The organism is Curtobacterium sp. BH-2-1-1 (genome assembly GCF_001806325.1).
Classification (GTDB): Bacteria; Actinomycetota; Actinomycetes; order Actinomycetales; family Microbacteriaceae; genus Curtobacterium.
Map to the genome: position 1 here is coordinate 850,555 of NZ_CP017580.1, position 22,191 is coordinate 872,745.

The 22,191-nt window shown below is 71.4% G+C and carries 21 protein-coding genes and 1 pseudogene; 5 read left to right on the plus strand and 17 right to left on the minus strand.

Features of this window, described 5'->3' with window-relative positions:
• Nucleotides 1-2 precede the first annotated feature (2 nt).
• The 8 genes from manD to BJK06_RS03915 all read right to left on the minus strand — a co-directional run bounded on the left by manD (nt 3) and on the right by BJK06_RS03915 (nt 8,981).
• Nucleotides 3-1,355, minus strand: coding sequence for a D-mannonate dehydratase ManD (gene manD / locus BJK06_RS03880; RefSeq protein WP_258027692.1), 1,353 nt, complete (start codon nt 1,353-1,355; stop codon nt 3-5).
• Nucleotides 1,352-2,638, minus strand: a complete 1,287-nt coding sequence (locus tag BJK06_RS03885) for a mannitol dehydrogenase family protein (RefSeq protein ID WP_070416782.1) — start codon at nt 2,636-2,638, stop codon at nt 1,352-1,354. Before BJK06_RS03885 ends, manD begins: the two co-directional genes overlap by 4 nt.
• On the minus strand, nt 2,635-3,522 hold the full coding sequence (locus tag BJK06_RS03890; RefSeq protein ID WP_070416783.1) for a sugar phosphate isomerase/epimerase: 888 nt from the start codon (nt 3,520-3,522) through the stop codon (nt 2,635-2,637). The genes BJK06_RS03885 and BJK06_RS03890 overlap by 4 nt, the downstream gene beginning before the upstream one ends.
• Nucleotides 3,519-4,715, minus strand: a complete 1,197-nt coding sequence (locus BJK06_RS03895; protein WP_070416784.1) for a Gfo/Idh/MocA family protein — start codon at nt 4,713-4,715, stop codon at nt 3,519-3,521. The genes BJK06_RS03890 and BJK06_RS03895 overlap by 4 nt, the downstream gene beginning before the upstream one ends.
• The gene (locus BJK06_RS03900) at nt 4,712-5,548 is read right to left on the minus strand and encodes a sugar phosphate isomerase/epimerase (protein ID WP_070416785.1); all 837 of its coding nucleotides are present in this window, start codon (nt 5,546-5,548) and stop codon (nt 4,712-4,714) included. The genes BJK06_RS03895 and BJK06_RS03900 overlap by 4 nt, the downstream gene beginning before the upstream one ends.
• A gap of 93 nt (nt 5,549-5,641) precedes the next feature.
• A complete protein-coding gene (locus tag BJK06_RS03905) occupies nt 5,642-6,595 on the minus strand; it encodes a carbohydrate ABC transporter permease (protein ID WP_258027693.1) in 954 nt (317 codons plus the stop codon).
• Nucleotides 6,592-7,623, minus strand: a complete 1,032-nt coding sequence (locus tag BJK06_RS03910) for a carbohydrate ABC transporter permease (RefSeq protein WP_070416786.1) — start codon at nt 7,621-7,623, stop codon at nt 6,592-6,594. Before BJK06_RS03910 ends, BJK06_RS03905 begins: the two co-directional genes overlap by 4 nt.
• Nucleotides 7,623-8,981 carry an ABC transporter substrate-binding protein gene (locus BJK06_RS03915; RefSeq protein WP_181015142.1) on the minus strand — a complete coding sequence of 453 codons (1,359 nt, stop codon included), beginning with the start codon at nt 8,979-8,981 and terminating at the stop codon, nt 7,623-7,625. Before BJK06_RS03915 ends, BJK06_RS03910 begins: the two co-directional genes overlap by 1 nt.
• 187 nt (nt 8,982-9,168) lie before the next feature.
• Between BJK06_RS03915 and BJK06_RS03920 the strand changes: the two genes are divergently transcribed.
• Together BJK06_RS03920 and uxaC are read left to right on the plus strand one after the other, a co-directional pair.
• A complete protein-coding gene (locus BJK06_RS03920) occupies nt 9,169-10,206 on the plus strand; it encodes a LacI family DNA-binding transcriptional regulator (RefSeq protein WP_070416787.1) in 1,038 nt (345 codons plus the stop codon).
• A gap of 11 nt (nt 10,207-10,217) precedes the next feature.
• Nucleotides 10,218-11,657, plus strand: coding sequence for a glucuronate isomerase (gene uxaC, locus BJK06_RS03925; protein WP_070419195.1), 1,440 nt, complete (start codon nt 10,218-10,220; stop codon nt 11,655-11,657).
• On the opposite strand, the gene BJK06_RS03930 is transcribed toward uxaC, so the two are convergent.
• The 5 genes and pseudogenes from BJK06_RS03930 to BJK06_RS03945 all read right to left on the minus strand — a co-directional run bounded on the left by BJK06_RS03930 (nt 11,647) and on the right by BJK06_RS03945 (nt 15,222).
• On the minus strand, nt 11,647-12,231 hold the full coding sequence (locus BJK06_RS03930) for a GNAT family N-acetyltransferase (protein WP_070416788.1): 585 nt from the start codon (nt 12,229-12,231) through the stop codon (nt 11,647-11,649). The two genes, uxaC and BJK06_RS03930, sit on opposite strands and share 11 nt — an antisense overlap.
• The gene (locus BJK06_RS03935) at nt 12,228-13,031 is read right to left on the minus strand and encodes a sugar phosphate isomerase/epimerase (RefSeq protein ID WP_156794748.1); all 804 of its coding nucleotides are present in this window, start codon (nt 13,029-13,031) and stop codon (nt 12,228-12,230) included. Before BJK06_RS03935 ends, BJK06_RS03930 begins: the two co-directional genes overlap by 4 nt.
• A 64-nt stretch (nt 13,032-13,095) precedes the next feature.
• A complete protein-coding gene (locus BJK06_RS18960; protein WP_258027694.1) occupies nt 13,096-13,218 on the minus strand; it encodes a hypothetical protein in 123 nt (40 codons plus the stop codon).
• Between the two features lie 20 nt (nt 13,219-13,238).
• Nucleotides 13,239-13,930, minus strand: a pseudogene (locus BJK06_RS03940) (response regulator).
• On the minus strand, nt 13,927-15,222 hold the full coding sequence (locus BJK06_RS03945; RefSeq protein WP_070416790.1) for a sensor histidine kinase: 1,296 nt from the start codon (nt 15,220-15,222) through the stop codon (nt 13,927-13,929). Before BJK06_RS03945 ends, BJK06_RS03940 begins: the two are co-directional and overlap by 4 nt.
• 214 nt (nt 15,223-15,436) lie before the next feature.
• Between BJK06_RS03945 and BJK06_RS03950 the strand changes: the two genes are divergently transcribed.
• Nucleotides 15,437-15,676 (plus strand): hypothetical protein, encoded by a 240-nt coding sequence (locus BJK06_RS03950; protein ID WP_070416791.1) that lies wholly within the window; start codon nt 15,437-15,439, stop codon nt 15,674-15,676.
• Here the strand turns inward: BJK06_RS03950 and BJK06_RS03955 are convergent.
• Nucleotides 15,663-16,202: a gluconokinase gene (locus tag BJK06_RS03955; RefSeq protein ID WP_070416792.1), complete on the minus strand. Its 540-nt coding sequence runs from the start codon at nt 16,200-16,202 to the stop codon at nt 15,663-15,665. The two genes, BJK06_RS03950 and BJK06_RS03955, sit on opposite strands and share 14 nt — an antisense overlap.
• Nucleotides 16,203-16,364: 162 nt before the next feature.
• On the opposite strand from BJK06_RS03955, the gene gndA reads away from it, so the two are divergent.
• Nucleotides 16,365-17,771, plus strand: coding sequence for an NADP-dependent phosphogluconate dehydrogenase (gndA, locus tag BJK06_RS03960; protein WP_070419196.1), 1,407 nt, complete (start codon nt 16,365-16,367; stop codon nt 17,769-17,771).
• A 65-nt stretch (nt 17,772-17,836) separates the two neighbouring features.
• Here the strand turns inward: gndA and BJK06_RS03965 are convergent, their stop codons facing one another.
• Complete coding sequence (locus BJK06_RS03965) at nt 17,837-18,463, minus strand: hypothetical protein (protein WP_156794750.1); 627 nt, start codon at nt 18,461-18,463, stop codon at nt 17,837-17,839.
• 242 nt (nt 18,464-18,705) lie between these two features.
• On the opposite strand from BJK06_RS03965, the gene BJK06_RS03970 reads away from it, so the two are divergent.
• Nucleotides 18,706-20,289, plus strand: coding sequence for a molybdopterin-dependent oxidoreductase (locus BJK06_RS03970; RefSeq protein WP_070416794.1), 1,584 nt, complete (start codon nt 18,706-18,708; stop codon nt 20,287-20,289).
• Nucleotides 20,290-20,407: 118 nt separating this feature from the next.
• Here the strand turns inward: BJK06_RS03970 and BJK06_RS03975 are convergent, their stop codons facing one another.
• The gene (locus BJK06_RS03975) at nt 20,408-21,187 is read right to left on the minus strand and encodes a putative protein N(5)-glutamine methyltransferase (protein ID WP_219810653.1); all 780 of its coding nucleotides are present in this window, start codon (nt 21,185-21,187) and stop codon (nt 20,408-20,410) included.
• Entirely contained in the window at nt 21,184-22,161 is a 978-nt protein-coding gene (locus BJK06_RS03980) for a ribose-phosphate diphosphokinase (RefSeq protein WP_022907051.1), read from the minus strand. The genes BJK06_RS03975 and BJK06_RS03980 overlap by 4 nt, the downstream gene beginning before the upstream one ends.
• Nucleotides 22,162-22,191 lie beyond the last annotated feature (30 nt).

Genomic DNA, 22,191 nt, shown 5'->3' on the forward strand with positions numbered 1-22,191 from the left:
CGCTACCAGTCGTGGACGGTGCCGTCGGCGAGGCGGTTGAAGGGCAGGTACGCCTGCTCGTAGGGGTACTTGCCGGCTTCGTCGACGTCGAGCGAGACCCCGAGGCCCGGCTCGTCGCCGGGGTGCAGGTACCCGTCGGTGAAGGTGAAGGTCTGCCGGAACACCTGGTTCGTCTTCGGGCCGTGCTGCATGTACTCCTGGATGCCGAAGTTGTGGATCGCCAGCCCGAGGTGCATCTGCGCCGCGAGGCCCACCGGCGAGATGTCGGTCGGCCCGTGGAACCCGGACTTGATCTGGTACATCGCGGCGTAGTCCATCGTCTTCTTCAGCGGGGAGATGCCGCCCATGTGGGTCACGGCGCCGCGGACGTAGTCGATGAGCTGGTCGCGGATGATGTCCTTGAAGTCCCAGATCGTGTTGAAGACCTCGCCGATCGCGAGCGGCGTCGTGGTGTGCTGCCGGACGAGCTTCAGGGCCTCTTGGTTCTCGGCCGGGGTGCAGTCCTCGAGCCAGAACAGGTCGTACGGCTCGAGCGACTTGCCGAGCTTCGCCGCCTGCAGCGGGGTCATCCGGTGGTGGCCGTCGTGCAGCAGGGGCAGTTCGGGGCCGAACTCGTTCCGGACGGCCTCGAACACGGTGGGCACGTGGCGCAGGTACGCCCGGGTGTCCCAGTCCTCCATCGCGGGGAACGCACCGCGCTGCGCGGGCTCGAAGTCGTAGCGGACGCCCTCGTTCCCCGTCGTCGTCTTGTTCGAGGCGATGCCGTAGATCGACTCGAGGCCGGGGACGCCCGTCTGCACGCGGATCGAGCGGTAGCCCTCGGACTGGTGCTCACGGATGGAGTCGAACAGCTCCGGCAGCTCCTTGCCCGAGGCGTGGCCGTACGCCATCAGCCCGGTCCGGGAGGCGCCGCCGAGCAGCTGGTACACGGGCATCCCCGCGACCTTGCCCTTGATGTCCCAGAGCGCCATGTCCACCGCGGCGATCGCGGCCATGGTGACCGGACCCCGCCGCCAGTACGACGAGCGGTAGAGGAACTGCCAGGCGTCCTCGATCCGGCTCGCGTCGCGGCCGACCAGCAGCGGCACGACGTGCTCGGCCAGGTAGGTGGCGACGGCGAGCTCACGACCGTTCAGGGTGGCGTCGCCCAGCCCGGTGACGCCGTCGGCGGTGGTGAGCTTCAGCGTCACGAAGTTGCGGTTCGGACTCGTGACGATGACCTCGGCGCGGTCGATCAGTTGCCCACGGTCGGCCGACGCCCACGTGTCCGGACGTCCGGCGGTGGGGTCGGTCGCCGCGCCGGCGTCAGTCGCACCCGGCACCGGGGCCGCGGGGTTCGTCGTGGTGTCGGTCATGCGTGGACTCCTTCGTCGGTTCTCGTGCGCTCCGCGGTGTCCCGCGCGGCACGGATGCGGTCGGCCGCGGCGGTGATCGCCGCGACGACGGGGGTGGTGTCGAGGTCGGGGGCGATGACGCGCAGCACGTCGTGCACGTCCGAGTCTGCCCCGGGCGCTCCGTCGTCGCTCACCAGGTCGGGCTGCTCGGTCAGGTGCAGCCACCACGCCGCGATGGCGGTCGCGGCACCGGGACCGATGCCCGCGGACGGGTCGCGGTCCAGCCGGTGCCGGAGCACGTCGACCACGCGGACGGGGAGCTTCTCGGAGCCGCCGGCGGCGATCTGCCGGAGGGTGTGCCGGATCCGGGGGTTCGCGAACCGGTCGACCAGGGCGTCGCGTGCCGCGGCGACCTCGGCTTCGGGCAGCGGGAGCTCGAGCGCCGCTTCGTCCCAGAGCTGCTCGACGGCCGCCCGGCAGACTGGGTCGCCCATCGCGGACGCGACCGTGTCGTGGCCGAGCTGCAGGCCGAGGTACGCCAGCAGTGAGTGGGACCCGTTCAGGAGCCAGAGCTTCCGCTGCTCGTACGGGGTGACGTCGTCGACGATGCGGACGTCGGCGGTCTCCCACGCCGGGCGGTCGATCCCCGCGAAGCCGTCCTCGAGCACCCACTCCGCGAAGGGTTCGGTGACCACGGGCACCCGGTCGCCGTCGAGCGCACCGGGGAGCTCCGCCAGCGCCGCCACGTCGTCGTCGGTCGTGGCCGGGGTGATCCGGTCGACCATCGACGAGGGGAACGAGACGTTCGCGTCGACCCAGTCCTGCAGCGCCGGGTCGGACACGGCGGACGTCACCGCGTCACGGAGCACGTCACCGTTGTGGGTCAGGTTGTCGAGGCTGATGAGCGCGATGCGCCCCGACCCCGCGGCGCGGCGGGCCTCGAGCCCCTCGACCAGGCGGGCCGGGACGTCGGAACCGGACCGGTAGCCCTGCTCGGTGACCGTCAGCGTGACGACGGTGGTCGCCGGGGACGCGACCACGTGCCTCCAGGTCGAGGAGTCGCTGCCCGGGTGGGCGGCCACGATCGTGTCGACCACCTCGGCGTCGTCGCCCGAGGCGGCCCGGGTGACGAGCGTGTACCGGCACCCCTGGGCGTCCAGCGCGTCGGCCGTGTCCGGCGAGCGTCCGGTGAAGGCGGTGATGCCCCACGGCTCGCCGTCGGCGTGCGCCGTGTACCAGGCGAGGTGGGCGCGCGCGAACGCACCCACCCCGAGGTGCACGATGCCGGGTCGGCGATCGGTCATGCCGACACCGGTACGAGGGACCGCAGGTACGCCAGGTTGTCGGCGGTGCGGGCCTCGAGCGGGAGGTCGGTGGAGAAGTCCTCGATCGTGACCCAGCCGTCGTAGCCGACCTGGCGGAGCGCGTCGAGGTACTCGGAGACGGACGCCTGGCCGGTGCGCAGCGGTGCCCACTCGTTCTGCCAGATCGTGCTGCCGTCGGCCCGGGTGTCGCCGGTGTCGACCCAGCGGGCGTTCTTCACGTGCGCGTGGGCGAGGTACGGGCCGAGGAGCTCGAACGCGGCGAGGTGGTCCTCGTGTCCCTCGATCACGAGGTTGCCGAGGTCGTGGATGACGCCGACGTGCTCCGGGTCGAGGCCGTCGACGAGCCGGAGCGCCGCCGACGCCGAGGGCGTGATCGTCATGTGGTGCAGCTCGACGAGCGCCTTGACGCCGAGCTCGGTCGCCCGGGCCACGGCCCACTCGAGGTCGGCGCGGGTGCGGTCGAAGATCTGCGTGTAGGTCTCGCCGGTGCGCTCCTTCTCCTGCCGGTACATCGGCATCGAGACGCGGACCTGCCGGGCGCCGAGCTCGCTCGTGACGCGGAGCATGGTGTCGACGCCGTCACGGTTCGACGCCTGCTGGTACCCGCCGATGCCGGAGTACTCCAGCCCGGCGGCGTCGGTGGTGCGGGCGATCTCGCCGACCTGGTCCTCGATGCCGGTGAACTGCCACGTGGAGTTGTTGCCGGCCCAGAACGAGCGCCCGGCGGGCACAGCCTCGCCGGAGGCCGGACGGTCGTCGACGATGCGCCACTCGATGCCGTCCCAGCCCTGCTCGGCGAGCGTCTGCGCGGCCTGTGACGGGGTCCAGTCGGGGGTGGAGGCGGTGAACACGGAGAACTTCATCGGGTGGCTCCTTCTGCTGCGGGTGCGCCGACGACGGGGACGACGTCGTCGTACGCGCCCTCGATCACGTCGTCGATCCGGACGGGCTTGCCGAGCGTCGCGCTGACGTAGAGGCCGCGGACGGTGGCGAGGGACACGAGGGCCGCGTCGACCGTGACGCCGGGTTCGCGGCCGTCGCGGATCGCCTCGACGATGTCGGTGTACTGCCGGGCGTGACCGGCGGCGAAGTGGTCGGGTTCGGCCGGACCGCCGACGACGTGCTCCGGCGGGACGACCTCGTCCTTCTGGTCGACCGCACCGGCGACCGCCGTGGCGTTCGCGGTGGTGGACGCGGACTCGAGCGTCGCAGCGTCGGGGGCGATGTGGAAGTACGCCAGGCGGTCGTCGTCGACGATCGCGGACCCGTGCGTGCCGTACACGGCGTACCGGGCGGAGAGGCCCGGGTACGCGGCGGTCGTGCAGTGGATGACGCCGAGCGCTCCCCCGGCGAACCGGACGGTGGCGACCGCGGTGTCCTCGACCTCGATCCGGTCGTGCGCGAGCAGGCCGGTCTGCGCCGAGATCTCGACCGGACGTCCGAGCGCCCAGACGAGCAGGTCGACGGTGTGCACGCCCTGGTTCATCACCGCGCCGCCGCCGTCGAGCGCCCAGGTGCCGCGCCAGTCGCCGGAGTCGTAGTAGCCCTGCGAGCGGTACCAGGCGACGCTCGCGAGGCCGGAGGTCACGGTGCCGAACCCGCCGTCGTGGGCGGCTGCTGCGACGGCGGCGGAGGCCGGGTCGAAGCGGTGCTGGCTGATGACGCTCGTCACCAGTCCGCGCGCTCGTGCGGAGGCGGCGAGCGCGGCGATCTGCCGTGCGCGGGGCATCGTGGTGTCGAGGGGCTTCTCGATGACGACGTGCTTGCCGGCGGCGAGGGCGGCCTCGGCCAGCTGGACGTGCATGCCGGACGGCGAGCAGATCGCGACGACTTCGATGTCGGTCTGCGCGATCGCTTCCTCGATGGTGGACGTCGTGATGGGGCGGGTGACGCCCATCGCCTCGATCTCGTCGGCGGCGCTCGTGGCCGCTGCGGGGATCGCGTCGACGAGGGCGACGACCTGCAGGTCGGGGTGGTGGACGGCGACCTTGGCGTGGTGGCGTCCGATCACGCCGGCGCCGACGACGGCGAGCTTGAGCGGGGTGGGTTCGGTCATCGCAGGGTGACTCCGATCTGGTCGGTGAGCTTCCGGAGGGCACGACCGGCGCGGCCGAACGCCGCGGGGCCGGAGAACCCGCCGAGGTGGGTGAAGTCGCTGAGGTGCGGCTCGAGGGAGGCGTAGCCGGAGTACCCGGCGTCGCGCAGCGCGGTGAGGGTCTGCAGCAGTTCGCCGTCGCCCTCACCCGCGGGGACGACCGACGAGTCGGCGGCGAGGGCGTCCTTGACCTGCAGGTAGTCGACGTACGGCGCGAGCTGTGCCCATCCGTCGGTGAACGGCTTGACGCCGCACTGCACGTAGTTCGCGTTGTCCCAGGCGAGGCGGAGCGCGGGCGAGCCGACGCTCTCGACGATGTCGAGCACGCGCGAGGGGACGTCGCCGTAGATGTCCTTCTCGTTCTCGTGCAGCAGCGTCACGCCCTCGCGCTCGGCGAGGTCGGCCAGGGCCCGCATCCGCACGAGGACGTCGTCGCGGACGGCTTCGGGCTGCCGGCCCTCGAAGTAGAACGAGAAGATCCGGATGTTCGTGGTGCCGAGGGCGTGCGAGGCGGCGATCGCGCGGCCGAGTCGTCCGACCTCGTGCTCGACGGGCTCGTCGACCGACACCTTGCCGATCGGCGAGGCGATGGCGGACACGGTCTGCCCGCGTTCCTCGAACAGGCGGTGCAGGCCGGCGAGCTGGTCCTCGTCGAGGTCGACGACGTTCACCCCCCACGCGCTGCGGACCTCGATGGCGCTGGCGCCGAGCGCCTGCAGCACCGCGACCTGGATCGCCGGATCGGCGTCGATCTCGTCGCCGAAACCGGAGAGTTCCCAACTGGGCTGGGTCATTGCATTCCCTTCATGCGACCAGCCTGGAGGCGCGGGGCGGGCTGGCACCGCGCCTCCAGGCAGTCTGTGGACAAGTCGGCAGACCGCACAGCGCTACTTGACGGAGCCGGCGGTGAGACCGCCGACCAGGTAGCGCTGGAAGATCAGGTAGAGCGCCACGACCGGGACCGCACAGACGATCGAGGCGGCCATCATCTGGCCGTAGATCGGGATGGTGCCGCCCTCTTGCGTGGTGCCGAGGACCTGCAGGACGACCGCCACCGTGCGGGTGTTGGGGGTGGTCATGATCGTCGAGAACAGGACGTCGTTCCAGCCGAGCAGGAAGGCGAAGATCGCCGACACGACGATGCCGGGCCACGAGAGCGGCAGGACGATCTTCGTGAGGATCTTGGTGCTGGACGCGCCGTCGATGCGGGCGGCCTCCTCGAGTTCCTTCGGCAGGCCGCGCAGGTACGTGACCATCACCCACGTCGAGAACGGCAGGGCGAACGTCAGGTACGTGACGAACAGTCCCCAGCGGGTGCCGATGATCTGCACGCCGGTGGCGCTCGCGATGTTCGAGAACACCACGAACACGGGCAGGAGCAGGAGCGTGCCGGGGATCGACTGCAGCGCGAGCAGGCCGCGGAGGAACGTCAGGCGTCCGAGGAAGCGGAACCGGACCAGCACGTACGCGGTGGAGACGGCGAGCGCCGCACTCGCGACGGCGACGGCACCGGCGGTGAGCATCGAGTTCACGAGCCCCTCGCCGAGCGCGACCGTCGACCAGATGTCCACGTAGTTCGCGAGCGTGAACTCCGAGGGGAAGTACTCGCCCCGGGCCACCGCGACGTCGGAGTTGACCGACCCGAACAGGATGTAGAGCACGGGGACGGCGATGAACGCGATGATCACCGCGATCACGAGGATGAGCAGCCAGCGCGGCAGGAGCCGGGTGACGTCGGTGTCGTACGGGCGCTTGTGCCGACGGCCGCGGTCGCCGGCGATGATGCTCTCGGTCAGCGTCGCCGTGGGGCGGGTCCGCGTGGAGGTGGTGAAGGCGCTCATGCTCGGGCTCCGTCGATGTCGGCGGCAGCAGCCGGGGTCGCTGCCGCGAGGGTGCGCCGGTCGGCACGACGCTGCTTGCGGTTGGGGCCCGCGTCGTCACCGGTGTCGAGCTTCACGGCCCGCAGGTAGACGAACAGCGGGATCGCGACGATCACGAGCGAGCAGATCGCCATCGCCGCGGACAGGCCGAAGCGGAACGACTGGAAGCTCGCGATGTACGTGAGGACGGGCATGACCTCGACGCTCGACGGCAGCGGGATGCCGAACAGCACGAACGGGAGGGTGAAGTTGTTGATGTTGTGCAGGATCGCGATGATCACCGCGAGGCTCAGGGGTCCGCGCAGGTACGGGAAGATGATGTAGCGGAGCTTCGCCCACCAGGTCACCCCGTCGAGTGCGGCGGCCTCGTGCACCTCGTTGTCGACCGCCTGCAGTCCGGCGAGGGAGAGCAGGTAGACGAAGGGCCAGCTCGTCCAGATCATCACGCCGGCGAGCGCCCAGTACGACGCGGAGCCGTTCAACCAGAGCACGTCGGTGTGCAGGATCGAGTTCACGACGCCCTGCGGCTGGAGCATGGTCCGGAAGAACGTGCCGACGACGAAGGCGGGGAGCACGTACGGGATGAGGTAGATCGACCGGACGAGTCCGCGACCGGGGAACCGGTTCTGCGTCGAGATCGCCGCGGCGACGCCGATCGGGACGGTGACCGCGGTGACGAGCACCGAGATGGACACCGAGATCCAGATCGAGTGGAGCAGGGGCGAGTCCGTGAACGCCTCGGCGAAGTTCGCGAACCCGACGAACGGGGCGCTGAACCACTGGCGGAGCGTGTACTGGTCGAGGTCGAGCATCGCGATGTAGAAGCCCACGAGGAGCGGCACCACGATGACGGCGAGCATGAGGGCGCCGCCTGGGAGGAGCATCCAGAGGGGACGCTCCCGCTTGTAGAGCGGGGTCGTGCCGTGCGGACGGACCTCGCGGTCACGCGACTCGGTCGCGCGCGGCGCGGGGGTCTGGACCTGCGTCATCACAGGCCTCCGTTCTTCTGCCGGTCGAGCGTGGACTGGGCGTCCTTCTGGGCGTCCTGCAGACGCTTCCGGAGCTGGTCGTCGGTGACCTCGCCGCTCTTGAGCGACGGGATGGACTGCACGACGACGTCCACGAGGGAGAGTTGGATGTCCGACCAGGCACCGGTGAAGGCGGTCGGCTTCGAGAGCCTGCCGGCGTCGATGATCGGCTTGAGCTGGGGGTTCGCCGCCGCGAGTTCGGCCGCGGCGTCGGAGTTCGTCGGCAGGTTGCCGAAGAGCTTGTAGTACTCGAGCTGCGCCTCGGGCGTGCTGAGCTGCTTGATGAAGTCGAACGACAGGTCCTGCTTCTTGCCGTAGTCGGCCACGACCCAGTTGTCGCCGGAGAGGATGCTCGCCGCCTCGATGCCGCCGGACGGACGCGACGTCGCTCCCGGGGGCACCGTCGGCAGGAGTGCGAACTCGTACTTGCCGTCCACGGGGGTGTTCTTGAACGAGTTGATCGCGGTGGTGGTCGTCATCGGGAAGAACGCCGCCTTGCCCTCGGTGAACTGCGCGAGGGCCTGGGCGTTGTTCCACCCGATCGCGGCCTTGTCGACGACGCCGTCCTTGGTGACCCAGTCGAAGTAGGTGCGGTAGGCGTTCTCGACGGCCTTCGAGTCGATCTCCGCCTTGCCGTCCTTCGAGACGATCGTGTTGCCGGCGTTCTGCGCCATGCCCCAGACGAACTTCCACGGGTCGAAGCCGTCGGCGTAGGCGATCGCCAGGCCGTGCCGGCCGCCCGTGGTGGTGGCCTTCGCGTCCTCGGTCAGCTGGTCCCAGGTCGTGGGCATCTCCGTGATCCCCGCGTCGGCGAGCAGGTCCTTGTTCACCGCCATCACGAACGGTCGGCTGGCGAACGGGATGCCGATCTGCTTCGAGGTGCTCGGTCCGGAGATCCCGAAGGACGCGGGGTCGAACTGGTCCTTGCCCCCGACGGCCTTCCACTCCTTCGAGCCCATCTCGACGAAGGCGCCGGTGGCGTACGCGGTCGGCGTGAACGTGCTGCCGATCGCGTACACGTCCGGACCCTGCCCGGAGATGACGCTGGTCTGGATGGCGGTGAGCTCCTCCTGGGCGGACGAGTACGTCTCCCACTGGACGTTCGCACCGGTGGTGCGCTTGAACGCAGCGGCGACGTCCTGCTGCCACTGCTTGCGTTCCTTGGGGTAGGTGGTGTCCGCGCCCATCATGACGCGGAGGGTGTTCGGGTCGTCGCCGCTGCCGTTCACCACGGCGCATCCCTGGAGGGACAGGGCGGCGAGGGCGACCACGGCCGCGGCACCGATCACGGTGCGGGCATGAAGTCTTCGCGTGTTCACGGGGGTTTCCTCCTCGAGACCTCCTCCGGGCGGCACTGCCCGGTCGACCCACTGTCGCGCGGTTGGCAACATGCGGCAATCGGTTGCCACTTGTTGCCAGACCGGTTTACGTTCGCTGCACCGGCGCACCGAGGCACCGGCAGACCGCACCGGCGCACCGACGCGCAGGCCGGACGACGGAGGAACCGTGACCGACACCGACACCGCCCGGCGGGTGACCATCCGCGACATCGCCGACGCCACCGGTGTGGCGCCGTCCACGGTGTCCCGGGCGCTCTCCCTGCCCGACCGTGTGAACCAGGCGACGCAACAGCGCATCCAGCAGGCCGCCCGGGAACTCGGCTACGTCCCGAACTCGCAGGCCCGGGCGCTCACGTCCGGCCGGACCCGCGCGGTCGCCGTGCTCGTGTCCGACATCACGAACCCCTTCTACTTCGACGTCATCCGCGGGACGCAGCACCAGCTCGCCGGTGCCGGGTGGACGCAGCTCCTCGTCGACACCGAGGAGTCCGCCGACGCCGAGATGGCCGCCCTCAGCGCGATCGCCGGGAAGGCCGACGGGGCCGTGCTCACCGCGTCGCGACTGTCCGACGCGCAGATCGCCCGGTTCGCCGAACGCACCCCGCTCGTCGTGGTGAACCGCCGGCCAGCCGGGGTCCCCTCCGTGCTCATCGACACCCCCGGCGGGGTCGAGCAGGCCGTGCAGCACCTGGTGTCCCTCGGCCACCGGGACATCCTCTACGTCGCCGGCCCGGACAGCTCGTGGTCGAACGAACGCCGGTGGAAGGCCCTCGTCCGCGTCGCCAAGCGCCTCGGCGTGCGGGTCGGCCGCGTCGGGCCGCACGCGCCGTTCGTCGATTCCGGAGCAGCGGCCGCCGACGCCGCCGTGCACGCCGGTGCCACCGCCTGCATCGCGTTCAACGACCTCATCGCGATCGGCATGCTCGCCCGACTCCGGGAGCGGGGCGTCCGCGTCCCCGAGGACATGAGCATCGTCGGCTGCGACGACATCTTCGGCGCGGACTTCTGCAACCCGCCGCTCACCACGATGACCTCGCCGATCGAGCGGGCCGGCCGGGTCGCGATCCGGATGCTCCTCGGACGGCTCGGCGCGATCCCCGCCGACGAACTGCCCGGCGAGCACATGAGCGGCGCGGTCGCGCTGCCGACCCACCTCACCGTCCGCGAGTCCACCGGTCCCGCACCCGTCCCCCACGCGTCATGAAGGAGTCGACGATGACCCAGACCACCACCGCCACACCGCTCGCCCCGCACCCGGACCGGCTCTTCGCAGCCGACCCGGGAGCGCGAGCGGTCGCCCGCACGGTCTACGACGCCGTCAAGGACGCGCCGATCATCTCCCCCCACGGGCACGTCGACGCCGCCCTCATCGCGGACGACCAACCGTTCGAGGACCCCGCGTCGCTGCTCATCACGCCGGACCACTACGTCCTGCGGCTCCTGCACGCGAACGGTGTCGGACTGGAGGCGCTGGGTCGCGTCGACCTGTCGGGAGCCGGCACCGTGCCTCCAGGACGATCCATCTGGCGGAACCTGGCCGAGCACTGGGACGACTTCCTCGGCACCCCCGTCCGCTACTGGTTCGAGACGGAGCTGCACGACGTCTTCGGACTGACGGAGCAGCCGTCGGCCGCGAACGCGGACGCCCAGTACGACCACATCGCCGGGCTCCTCACCACGCCCGCGTTCCGTCCGCGCGCCCTGTTCGACGCCTTCGGCATCGAAGTCCTCGCGACCACGGACGCGCCCACCGCCGACCTCGCCGCGCACGCGCGGCTCGCCGCCGACCCCACCTTCACCGGCCGGGTGGTCCCCACGTTCCGCGCGGACGCCGTGTTCGACCCGTCGGGGTCGGACTGGAGGCACGTGGTCGCGTCGATCGGTGAGGCCGCCGGCATCGACACGGGAACCCACGACGGGCTGTTGGCGGCTCTGCGCGCACGTCGCCAGTACTTCGTCCAGCACGGTGCCACCGCCACGGACACCGGGGTCCTCGACGCCGGATCCACGCCGTTGTCGGCCTCGGAGCGCTCGCGGATCCACACGGCCGCGATGCAGGGTCCGTCCGCTGTGACCGCGTCGGAGGCCGTCGCGTACCGGCACGACATGCTCTACCGGTGGGCCGAGATGAGCGTCGAGGACGGTCTCGTCATGCAGCTCCACCCCGGTGTGCTGCGGAACCACCACGCCCCCACGCTCGAGCGCTTCGGGCCGGACACCGGGCACGACCTGCCCGCGGTCGGGTCCTTCACCGAACCGCTGCGGCCGCTGCTCGAGTCGTTCGGGACCGCGCCGGGGTTCCACCTCGTGCTCTTCACCGTCGACGAGACCGTGTTCTCCCGCGAGATCGGCCCGCTCGCCGGCTTCTACCCCGCCGTGTACGCCGGCGCTCCCTGGTGGTTCATCGACACCCCCGCGGCGATCGGCCGGTACCGGGCGGCCATCACCGACTCGGCGTCGTTCACGAAGACCTCGGGGTTCATCGACGACACCCGGGCGTACTGCTCGATCCCGGCGCGGCACGACATGGCTCGCCGAGCGGACGCGGCCTACCTGGCGTCGCTCGTGGTGACGCACGAGCTGTCCGAGGAGGACGCGGTGCGGACGGCGCGTCGGATCGTGTCGGACATCCCGAGGGCGACGTTCAAGCTCTGAGGCGCTTGCGCACGAGCACGCGGGGGAACCCGTTCAGGACGGACGTCGTGTCCGCCGCGTGCTCGAACCCGGCGTGCTCGAACAGTGCGCGGGTCCCGACGTACGCCATCGTCAGGTCGACCCGCTCGCCGCGGTTGTCGACGGGGTAGCCCTCCACCGTGCGGGCGCCGTGCTCGCGGGCGAGGTCGACCGCGCCCGCCAGGAGCGCGTGCGAGATGCCCTCGCCCCGGTGGCCCGGCCGCACCCGGATGCACCAGACGCTCCACACGCTCCGGTCGCCCGGATCGTCGAGGTGCGGGATCTTCCGGTTCCGCGCGAACGTGGTGTCCGGACGGGGGTGCACCGCGGCCCACCCGACGACCTCGTCGCCGTCGTACGCCAGGACCCCGGGCGGCAGGTCCTCGTCGAGGAGCACCCGGACGCGATCTCCACGGGCCGTGCCGCTGAGGGCCTGGTTCTCCTTCGCCGGGATCCGGTAGCTCAGGCACCAGCACACGTTCGCGTCCGGACGCTTCGGACCGACCATGGTGCGGACGTCGTCGAAGGACGTCGCGGGACGCACCTCGATCGTCATGCCACGAGCATGGCACCCGATCGTCGGAGGAGTTCGAGCGATCGGCCGATCTCCTGTTCGGCGGTCGCGGTGTCCGGGGACCAGTTGCACTCCAGTGAGACCGAGCCGCGGTAGCCACCGTCGTGCACGGCCGCGAGGAAGTCGCGCCAGACGTCGTCGCCGCCCTCGGCACCGAGCGGGCGACGGTCGCGATCGCTGACGTGCACGTGGCCGATGCGGGCGCCGTGCTCCCGGAGGACGTCGAGCGACTCCCCCTCGTTCCGGATGTGGAACAGGTCGGCGACGACGTCCACCCCGTCGACGGCCGCGTCGTCCAGGAACCGGACGGTCTCGGCGACGGAGTGCAGGACGTTCGTCTCCGAACGGCTCAGCGGCTCGAGCACGATGCGGAGGTCGTTCGCCGCGGCGGTGTCCCGGGCTGTGCGGAGCACCTCGGCGAAGCGGCGGTGGGCCTCGGTCTCGGGCATGCCGTCGGGTGCCGTGCGGGCGGTCCCCGAGCCGAACACGATCTTCGCGCCCGGCTCGGCGACGGAGTGGACGATCGGGAGGACGGCCTCGAAGTAGTCCCGGACCGCGTCGGGGTCAGCGGTCAGCAGCGGGAGGTCGCCGGGGACGAGGATCGCGAAGGAGGGGAAGCGGTCGCCGCCGTAGCCGTCGTCGAGCACCCAGCCGCCGCCGTGGCCGTTCGGCCGGATCGCCAGGTTGCCGGCGATCGTCGGCTCCACGTGGTCGGCGCCCGCGCGACGGACGGCCTCGGTCAGTGCTGCTCCGGCGACGACGCCGAATCCGGTGAACGACATGGGGTCCATGCAACTCGGGGTGCGGCGGTCCGGCAGTCGTTGCCGTCCGTTGCCACGGGTCCGGTCAGTGCCGTTCGGCGTCGACCGGATCGGATCGGCTCGGGCGTCCGAGGTGTTCGAGCGCATCCGAGAAGTCCTGCAGTGCGGCGTCGAGGAGGTCGTCGAGCTGCGCGGTCTTCGAAGTCACGGTGGCAGCGGAGCGGGCGGTCACGGTCGCCAACCTGGGGTCACGAGGCCGGTCTCGTAGGCGAAGACGACGAGCTGGGCGCGGTCGCGGGCGCCGAGCTTGATCATCGCCCGGGAGACGTGGGTCTTCGTGGTCATCGGGCTGACGAAGAGGTGCTGGGCGATCTCGGCGTTCGTCATGCCGACGGCCACGAGCTGCATGACCTGACGCTCGCGGTCGGTCAGGACGCCCAGCTCCGGCGCGAGGGACGACGGCTTCGCGTGGGTGGCGTACGCCTCGACCAGGGAACGGGTCGCCCGGGGCGAGAGCAGGGACTCCCCCGCGACGACGGTCCGGATCGCCCGGAGGAGTTCGGCCGGTTCGGTGTCCTTCACGAGGAATCCGGCAGCCCCACCGCGGATCGCCTCGAACACGTAGTCGTCTTCCTCGAACGTGGTGAGGATGACCACGTGCGCGCCCCGAGTTCGGGGTCGGCCGAGATCCGTTGCGTCGCCGCGAGTCCGTCGGTGCCCGGCATCCGGATGTCCATGAGGACGACGTCGGGGCGTTCCCGCCGTGCGGCGTCCACCGCGGCGTCGCCGTCACCCGCCTCGCCGACGACGGTCATGCCGGGTTCGGCGTCGACGAGTGCGCGGAGCCCGGCGCGGACGAGCACCTGGTCGTCGACGAGGAGCACGCGGATCGGGTCCGGGGCGATGCTGTCCGTGGTCATCGGGCGTCCTCGGGGTCGGTGCCGACCACCGGGAGGCGTGCTGCCACCCGCCAGCCGCCGTCGGTCGTCGGTCCGGCGGACAGGGTGCCGTCGACGGCGTTCGCGCGTTCGCGCATCCCGATGATCCCGTTGCCGGTCGGGGCGAGCGGCTCGGTGGAGCCGATGTCGGCCACCCGCGGCTGGGACGGGCGGTCGGCGACGACGAGGTCCACGACGTCCGGGCCGATCGAGATCGTCACGTCGGCTCGGTGTCCGGGGGCGTGCTTCATGACGTTCGTCACCGACTCTTGCACGATGCGGAACGCGTTCCGGTCCGTGATGCCGTGCACGGCCGAACGGTCGCCGTCGACGGCCAGGGTGACGTCGACGCCTGCGGCACGCGCTCGTTCCACCAGGTCGGCGACGCGGTCGAGGCCGGCGGTCGGGGCGCGCTCCGCCCCCTCGCGGTCGGGCGCTCCGTCGACGGAGCGGAGCACGCCGAGGATCGTGCGGAGTTCGACGAGGGCCTCGCGGCTGGAGTCGCGGATGTTCGCGAGGGAGTCCCGCGTCTGGTCCGGGAGGTCGGCGCCGAGGTGGAGGGCGACCCCGGCCTGGAGGTTGATGAGGGACATGCTGTGGGCGACCGAGTCGTGGAGCTCGCGGGCGATCCGCACCCGCTCGTCGGCGGCACGACGCCGGTCGGCCTCGGCGCGCTGACGACGGCGTTCCGCGACCCGTTCGAGCCGGACCCGGACGAGTTCGGACACGGCGATCGTCACCGTGACCCAGGCGATGCAGAGCAGCACGGCGCTGAGGTCGAGCACGGACGAGCGGCCGAGGACGGCATCGGCGGTCGGGAGCACGACGACGGCGAGCGCCGCCGAGGCGACGACCCACCAGCGGTGTCCGCGGAGCCAGGCGTTGGCGAGCGCCATCGTCAGCGCGGCGACGAACGGCCCGCGCGGACTCACGACGAGGGCGTACCCGATCGTGGTCGCGAGGGTCAGGAGCAGCACCGACCGTGGCCACCGCCAGCGCCACGGGAGCACCACGACGCCGGCCACGAGGAACCCGATCGCGAGCGGGCCGAGGTGCACCGGGTCGACCGCACCGGTGAACGCGTGCCGTGCCCAGGGTGGGCCGGCCGAGTCCGTCCCGACACCCAATCCGAGCAGCACGCGCGATGCGAGCAGCGTCCCGACGATCTGCAGGAACGCCACCGGCAGGACCCGACCGACCCGGGCGAAGCGACGGCGCCCGACCCAGCGGGTGTCGTCGCTCGCCGGGTCGGCGAGGGTCGGGGTGGTGTCCATGGCTCGAGCCTAGGGTCGGCTCCCGCCCGCGGCATCGGGCGTGCGCACGACCTGTGGACTACTCCCGCGGGAGTAGTCGGGTGTGGAGGAGGACGTGCACTACGACTGCGGGAGCAGGCGGAAGTGGGGCTGCGCGACGGACGCGCGCCGCGCCTCCTGGACCGAGTCTTGGACGGTCGTGACAGCGACGCCGAACCGACCACAGGAGGTCACCATGCTCACCACCATCGCCGCCACCGCGCCCTACTGGCACGGCGGCGGGTTCCCGTTCCCCGTCTTCCCCGCGTTCTTCTTCGTCGCGTTCCTCGTCGTGTTCCTCGTGTTCGGCGTGCTCCGACGCGGCAGCTGGCGGGCGCGGTCGGACGCCCGCTCGGTGCTCGCCGACCGGTTCGCCCGCGGCGACATCGACGCCGAGGAGTACCGGTCGCGGCTGTCCGAGCTCAGCCGGAAGTGACCGAGAGCGCGGAGAGGATCGCCGTCACCGTCTCGTCGACCGAGCCCTCGATCGACACGGTGACGGCGGCCTCGTCCGGCTGCGGTCGCTCGAGCGTCGCGAACTGCGAGTCGAGCAAGGAGCTCGGCATGTACTCGTGGTGACGGTGCGCCTGGCGGTCGGCGATCAGGTCGTGCGAGCCGTCGAGGAAGGCGATCACGAGGGTCGGCGCCGAGGCGCGGAGACGGTCGCGGTAGACACGCTTGAGCGCCGAGTTCGCCATCACGCAGCGGTGGCCGGAGTCCTCGACCTCGGCGATCCGCGCGGCGCAGGCGTCCAGCCAGGGCCAGCGGTCCTCGTCCGTGAGCGGGATCCCCTGCCGCATCTTCTCCTTGTTCGCGGCGGGGTGCAGGTCGTCCGCGTCCACGAAGACCGTGGGCTGCCCCTCGGCGGCGAGGGCGTCGGCGAGGGCCTGCCCGATCGTCGACTTGCCGGAACCGGAGACCCCCATCACGAGCAGGGGCGGGAGGACAGCGCGCTCGGTCATTCCTCCACCGTATTGGGCCGGTGAACAGTCGTCCCCAGTTGCCGTAACACCCGGGCGGTCCCAGGCTGCGGACCGTAGGTTGGTGCCGAACGTCAGGACGAAGGAGACCTCGTGGCAGAGAACAACGGACAGGCGAACATCGGCGTGGTCGGTCTGGCGGTGATGGGTTCGAACCTCGCTCGGAACCTCGCCTCGCGGGAGGGCAACACCGTCGCGGTCTACAACCGCACGTACGCCCGCACCGAGGAACTGCTGAACGAGCACGCGGACGCCGGCTTCATCGCGTCCGAGTCGATCGACGACTTCGTGGCCTCGCTGTCCAAGCCCCGCACGGCCATCATCATGGTGCAGGCGGGCAAGGGCACCGACGCGGTCATCGAGCAGCTCGCGGAACGGTTCGAGGAAGGCGACATCATCGTCGACGGCGGCAACGCCAACTTCCACGACACCATCCGCCGCGAGCACGACCTGCGCGACAAGGGTCTCAACTTCGTCGGCACCGGTATCTCGGGCGGTGAAGAGGGCGCCCTGAAGGGCCCGTCGATCATGCCCGGCGGTTCGAAGGAGGCCTGGGAGACCCTTGGCCCGATCCTCAAGTCGATCGCCGCCGTCGCCGAGGGCGAGCCCTGCGTCACCCACATCGGCACCGACGGTGCCGGCCACTTCGTGAAGATGGTCCACAACGGCATCGAGTACGCCGACATGCAGCTCATCGCCGAGTCGTACGACCTGCTCCGCCGCGTCGGCGGACTGTCCGTCGAAGACCTGGTGAAGGTGTTCGACGAGTGGAACGGCGGCGACCTCGAGTCCTACCTGATCGAGATCACCGTCGAGGTCCTCAAGCAGCAGGACGCCGACACGCGCAAGGCCCTCGTCGACGTCATCCGCGACGAGGCCGGGTCGAAGGGCACCGGCGTGTGGACCGTGCAGAACGCGGTCGGTCTCGGCATCCCCGTCTCCGGCATCGGCGAAGCGGTGTTCGCCCGCGCGGTGTCGTCCAAGCCGATCCAGCGCGCTGCGGTGCAGAAGGCCTTCCCCGACCGTCCCGCCATCGCCGAGGTCCCGGACGGGTTCGAGGACGACGTCCGTGCGGCGCTCTACGCGTCGAAGGTCGTCGCGTACGCGCAGGGCTTCGACCTCATCATCGCCGGGGCCAAGGAGTACGGCTGGGACATCAACCTCGGCAACATCGCGAAGATCTGGCGTGGCGGCTGCATCATCCGCGCGCAGTTCCTCAACCGCATCGTCGAGGCGTACGACAAGAACCCCTCCCTGGAGTCGCTGCTGGTGGACCCGTACTTCGCGAACGCCGTGCAGGAGGGCGAGGCCGCGTGGCGTCGCATCGTCGGCATCGCGGCGGCGTCGGGGATCCCGGCGCCGGGGTTCTCGTCCGCGCTGTCGTACTTCGACTCGCTCGCCTCCGACCGCCTGCCCGCCGCGCTCATCCAGGGGCAGCGGGACTTCTTCGGCGCGCACACCTACCAGCGCATCGACAAGGACGGCACCTTCCACACGCTCTGGTCGGACGACGACCGGCGTGAGGTCGAACAGGAACCGTCGACCCACTAGGCAGCGGCGACGACCGCACCACGAGAGGGCCTCGCCGATCGGCGAGGCCCTCCGTGTTCCCCGCGCTACGCGACGATTCGTTCGCGCGCGAGGTCGGCCACGAGCCGCTCCATCCGCGGGCCCCGGCCCAGCATCCGCCGCGAGCCCGGCGCCGCACGGACGAAGAACGTCGCCACCGCTGTCGTGTCGTCGGGCCGGACGTAGTGCATGGCGATCGCCCACGACCGGCCGTCGCCGTGCACGTCCTCGAGGCCGACGTGCACCATCCGGCTCCACCGGATCACGAGCAGCCGGGTCGCACGACGTTCCTCGAGTTCCCACAGCGAGGCCTCGGTCGCACCGAAGGCCCACGTCACCCGGTGCCCGAGCGCGACGTCCGGCCGGACGGACTCCACCGATGCCCGGAGCTCCGGGGTCGGTGCCGCCGGCACGAGCCACACCGTCGGGTCGATCCGGCGGATCGCGAGGGCCAGGGCTTCGTCCTCGTGCCGCCGTCGGAGCGACCAGCCCCGCAGCACGGCACCGGCGATCACGAGGAGACCGACACCGATCACGGCGACCTCGGCGACGCCGAAGAAGGTCAGGTCGGCGTCGGGCGTGGTGGACACCACGATGATGCGTGCCGTGAGAAGGGCCGCCCACACGCCGACGATGATCCAGCGCAGCACCAGGAGGCGTCGTGCCTGCGACATCGGGTGGCGGTCCCGTCGCCGGGCGCGACCGAAGCGCGGGACACGGTCGGGACGCCTCAGCACCCCTCGATCCTCGCATGCTCCACCCGCGACCGGCTGGCCGGCACCGGTGAACGCCCGACGAACCAGCGGACCCGCTCGTGCGGGGTACGGGTCGTCCACGGGTGCGGACACCGCCGGCTCTGTCCACCGCATGCACGACTGTCAGCACACACGCGGCACGGTCGACCTACGCTCGGCCCGTGACCACTGACCTCGCGCCCGCCCCCGTGGCGGTCTCGCGCCCCCGCCTGCTCGCGGCCGCGACGGGCATCGTCGCCGCGCTCGCGTTCTTCGCCGCCGCGGAACTCGGTGCCCTCGTCCTCGGTGGTGCCGGCAGCCCCCTCGTCGCGGTCGGTTCGGCGGTCATCGACCTCGCACCCCCGGGCGCGAAGGACCTCATGGTCACGCTCTTCGGCACCGGCGACAAGGTCGCGCTGTTCGTGCTCATGGTGGTCATCGTCGCCGTGGTCAGCGCCGGGGCGGGCATCCTCGAACGCGCCCGCCCGCCGTTCGGGGCCCTGGTCTTCGCCGTGGGCGGTGTCCTCTCGCTCCTGGCCGTCACCACCCGTTCCGGCAGCGGCACGATGGACGGGGCTCCGTCCGTGCTCGGGGTCGCCGCGGCCGTCATCGTGCTCCGGCTGCTCACCGCCAGGCTCCGCCGGTGGGAGTCGGCAGCCGCCGTGCCCTCCGCCGCACCGCGACCCGCCTCTGCGGAACGTCGCGCCTTCCTGGTCTGGGGTGTGACGGCGGCGGCCGTCGCGGTCGTGGTGGGCGGCGCCTCCCGTCTGGGCACCGCCGCCGCGCAGGCGACCGCTGCCGCACGCCGGGCCGTCCGGCTGCCGGCCCCGGCGACCACCGCCCCCGCGGTCCCGGCCGGGGCGTCGCTCGACGTCGAGGGCATCACGCCCTACGTCACCCCGAACAGCGACTTCTACCGGATCGACACCGCGCTGCGGGTGCCGTCGGTCGACACCGCCGACTGGAAGCTCCGCATCCACGGAGCCGTCGACCACGAGGTCGAGCTCACGTGGGACGACCTGCTCGCCCTCCCGCTCGAGGAACACCACGCGACGCTGAGCTGCGTCTCGAACGAGGTGGGCGGGGACCTCATCGGCACCGCGCTCTGGCTCGGCTACCCGATCCGGAAGCTGCTCGAGCGCGCCGGGCCCCACGCGAGTGCCGACATGGTGCTGTCCCGCAGCATCGACGGGTTCACGGCGGGCACGCCCCTCGACGTCCTGCAGGACGACGGCACGGCCGCGCTGCTCGCCGTGGGGATGAACGGCGAGCCGCTGCCGCCGGAGCACGGGTTCCCGGTGCGCATGGTGGTCCCGGGGCTCTTCGGCTACGTGTCCGCGACGAAGTGGGTCACCGAGCTCGAGGTCACGCGGTTCGCGGACGCCCAGGGCTACTGGACGCCGCGCGGCTGGTCGGAACGCGGTCCGGTCAAGCTGGAGTCGCGCATCGACACCCCGCGCGCGGGCGCGACGGTCGACGCCGGTTCGACGGTGGCGATCGCCGGGGTCGCGTGGCAGCCGCACACCGGGGTGAAGGGCGTGCAGGTCCGGGTCGGGGACGGCGCGTGGGAAGAGGCGACCCTCGCGGACTCCGTCTCGGCCGACACGTGGCGGCAGTGGGTCTACCGGTGGACGCCGACGAAGGGGTCGCACCGCATCCAGGTCCGCGCAGTGAGCGCCGACGGTGAAGTGCAGACGAGCGTCGAGCGGCCCCCGGCTCCGAACGGGGCGTCGGGATGGCACACGGTCGAGGTCCGCGCGGCCTGAGACGGTGTGGACCGTCCGTCGTCACGGACAGGAGGCGCGGCGCGCCTCGACGACGCGGGTCGCCTCGACGACGCGGGTCACCTCGACGACGCGGGTCACCTCGACGACGCGGATCGTCTCAGGCGGGACGCGTCGCCACGACACAGCTCCCGTCGACCTCGTCGTCGGACTCGACGGTCACCGCGAGGCCCGCAGCCTCGAAGACGGCCGCCGACGTCGGTGCCTGCGCAGCGGACACCTCGATGACGACCGCACCCCCGGGACGGAGCCACTCCCCCGCCCCCGACGCGATCCGCCGGTGCAGGTCGAGCCCGTCCGCCCCGCCGTCGAGCGCGACACGGTGCTCGTGGTCACGGGCCTCCGACGGCATCATCGGGATGGACCCCGTCGGCACGTAGGGCGCGTTCACGGCGATGACGTCGACGAGCCCGCGGAACCGGTCTGGCAGGGGCGCGAAGAGGTCCCCGGCGACGACGATCCCGCGGTCGCCGATGTTCTCCGCAGCGACGTCGACCGCCGCCGGGTCGATGTCCGCCGCGACGAGGTCGAGGGCACCGACGCGACCGAGGAGCGCGACCGAGATCGCCCCGGCACCGCAGCAGAGGTCCACGACACGGTCGTAGCGGTGCAACCGGCGTGCGGCCTGCTCCACGACGACGGTGGTGCGGGCCCGGGGCACGAAGACGCCCGGCGTCACGCGGAGGCGGTGCCCGTCGAACGCCGCCCAGCCGAGCACGTACTCGAGCGGTTCGCCGCCGAGCCGCCGCTGCACGAGCGCCCGCAGGCGAACCGCGTCACCGTCGCCGGCCTCGAGCAGGAGGTCCGCCTCGTCCTCGGCGAAGACGCTGCCCGCGGCCCGGAGCCGGGCCGCGAGCGCGTCGCGCACGGGTGCGGTCAAGCGGCGCCGTCGAACATCGAGGTGACCGACCCGTCGTCGAAGACCTCGTGGATGGCGCGGGCGATGAGCGGTGCGATCGGCAGGACCTCGAGGCGGTCCCAGCGCTTGTCCTCCGGCAGCGGCAGGGTGTCGGTGACGACGACCCGGTCGATGAACTCGCTCTGGAGCAGCTCCGTCGCGGGGTCGGAGAACACCGCGTGCGTCGCCGCGACGACCACGCCGGTGGCACCGGCGGCCTTGAGCGCCTCTGCTGCCTTGGCGATGGTGCGGCCGGTGTCGATCAGGTCGTCGACGAGCAGGCACACGCGACCCGAGACGTCACCGACGATCTCGTGGACGGACACCTGGTTCGGCACGAGCGGGTCGCGCCGCTTGTGGATGATCGCGAGCGGCGCGCCGAGCTTCTCCGACCAGATGTCGGCGACGCGCACCCGGCCCATGTCCGGCGAGACGACCGTCAGCGTCGACGGGTCGAGGGTCTGCTGGAAGCGCTCGAGCAGGACCGGCATGGCGAACAGGTGGTCGACCGGGCCGTCGAAGAAGCCCTGGATCTGTGCGGCGTGCAGGTCGACGCTCATGATGCGGTGCGCACCAGCGGCCTTGAACAGGTCGGCGACGAGTCGCGCCGAGATCGGCTCGCGACCACGGCCCTTCTTGTCCTGCCGCGCGTACGGGTAGAACGGCGCGACGACGGTGATGCGCTTCGCCGACGCGCGCTTCAGGGCGTCGACCATGATGAGCTGCTCCATGAGCCACTCGTTGATCGGCGCGGTGTGGGACTGGATGACGAACGCGTCACAGCCGCGGACCGACTCGTCGAAGCGGGCGTAGAGCTCCCCGTTCGCGAAGGTCCGTGCATCGGTCGGGACGAGGTCCACGCCGAGTTCCTCGGCGATCTCGGCCGAGAGCGCCGGGTGTGCTCGCCCTGAGACGAGGACGAGTCGTTTCTGGCCGGTCGTTTTGATTCCGGACAAGTGCGGTGCTCACTCCCTGACCCCGCGGGG

What these genes read in the sequence shown, in the direction of transcription:
- manD (WP_258027692.1), bottom strand. Translation starts at nt 1,355, where the DNA reads ATGACCGACACCACGACGAACCCCGCGGCCCCGGTGCCGGGTGCGACT.
- BJK06_RS03885 (WP_070416782.1), bottom strand. Translation starts at nt 2,638, where the DNA reads ATGACCGATCGCCGACCCGGCATCGTGCACCTCGGGGTGGGTGCGTTC.
- BJK06_RS03890 (WP_070416783.1), bottom strand. Translation starts at nt 3,522, where the DNA reads ATGAAGTTCTCCGTGTTCACCGCCTCCACCCCCGACTGGACCCCGTCA.
- BJK06_RS03895 (WP_070416784.1), bottom strand. Translation starts at nt 4,715, where the DNA reads ATGACCGAACCCACCCCGCTCAAGCTCGCCGTCGTCGGCGCCGGCGTG.
- BJK06_RS03900 (WP_070416785.1), bottom strand. Translation starts at nt 5,548, where the DNA reads ATGACCCAGCCCAGTTGGGAACTCTCCGGTTTCGGCGACGAGATCGAC.
- BJK06_RS03905 (WP_258027693.1), bottom strand. Translation starts at nt 6,595, where the DNA reads ATGAGCGCCTTCACCACCTCCACGCGGACCCGCCCCACGGCGACGCTG.
- BJK06_RS03910 (WP_070416786.1), bottom strand. Translation starts at nt 7,623, where the DNA reads ATGACGCAGGTCCAGACCCCCGCGCCGCGCGCGACCGAGTCGCGTGAC.
- uxaC (WP_070419195.1), top strand. Translation starts at nt 10,218, where the DNA reads ATGACCCAGACCACCACCGCCACACCGCTCGCCCCGCACCCGGACCGG.
- BJK06_RS03930 (WP_070416788.1), bottom strand. Translation starts at nt 12,231, where the DNA reads ATGACGATCGAGGTGCGTCCCGCGACGTCCTTCGACGACGTCCGCACC.
- BJK06_RS03935 (WP_156794748.1), bottom strand. Translation starts at nt 13,031, where the DNA reads ATGTCGTTCACCGGATTCGGCGTCGTCGCCGGAGCAGCACTGACCGAG.
- BJK06_RS03945 (WP_070416790.1), bottom strand. Translation starts at nt 15,222, where the DNA reads ATGGACACCACCCCGACCCTCGCCGACCCGGCGAGCGACGACACCCGC.
- BJK06_RS03950 (WP_070416791.1), top strand. Translation starts at nt 15,437, where the DNA reads ATGCTCACCACCATCGCCGCCACCGCGCCCTACTGGCACGGCGGCGGG.
- BJK06_RS03955 (WP_070416792.1), bottom strand. Translation starts at nt 16,202, where the DNA reads ATGACCGAGCGCGCTGTCCTCCCGCCCCTGCTCGTGATGGGGGTCTCC.
- gndA (WP_070419196.1), top strand. Translation starts at nt 16,365, where the DNA reads ATGGGTTCGAACCTCGCTCGGAACCTCGCCTCGCGGGAGGGCAACACC.
- BJK06_RS03965 (WP_156794750.1), bottom strand. Translation starts at nt 18,463, where the DNA reads ATGTCGCAGGCACGACGCCTCCTGGTGCTGCGCTGGATCATCGTCGGC.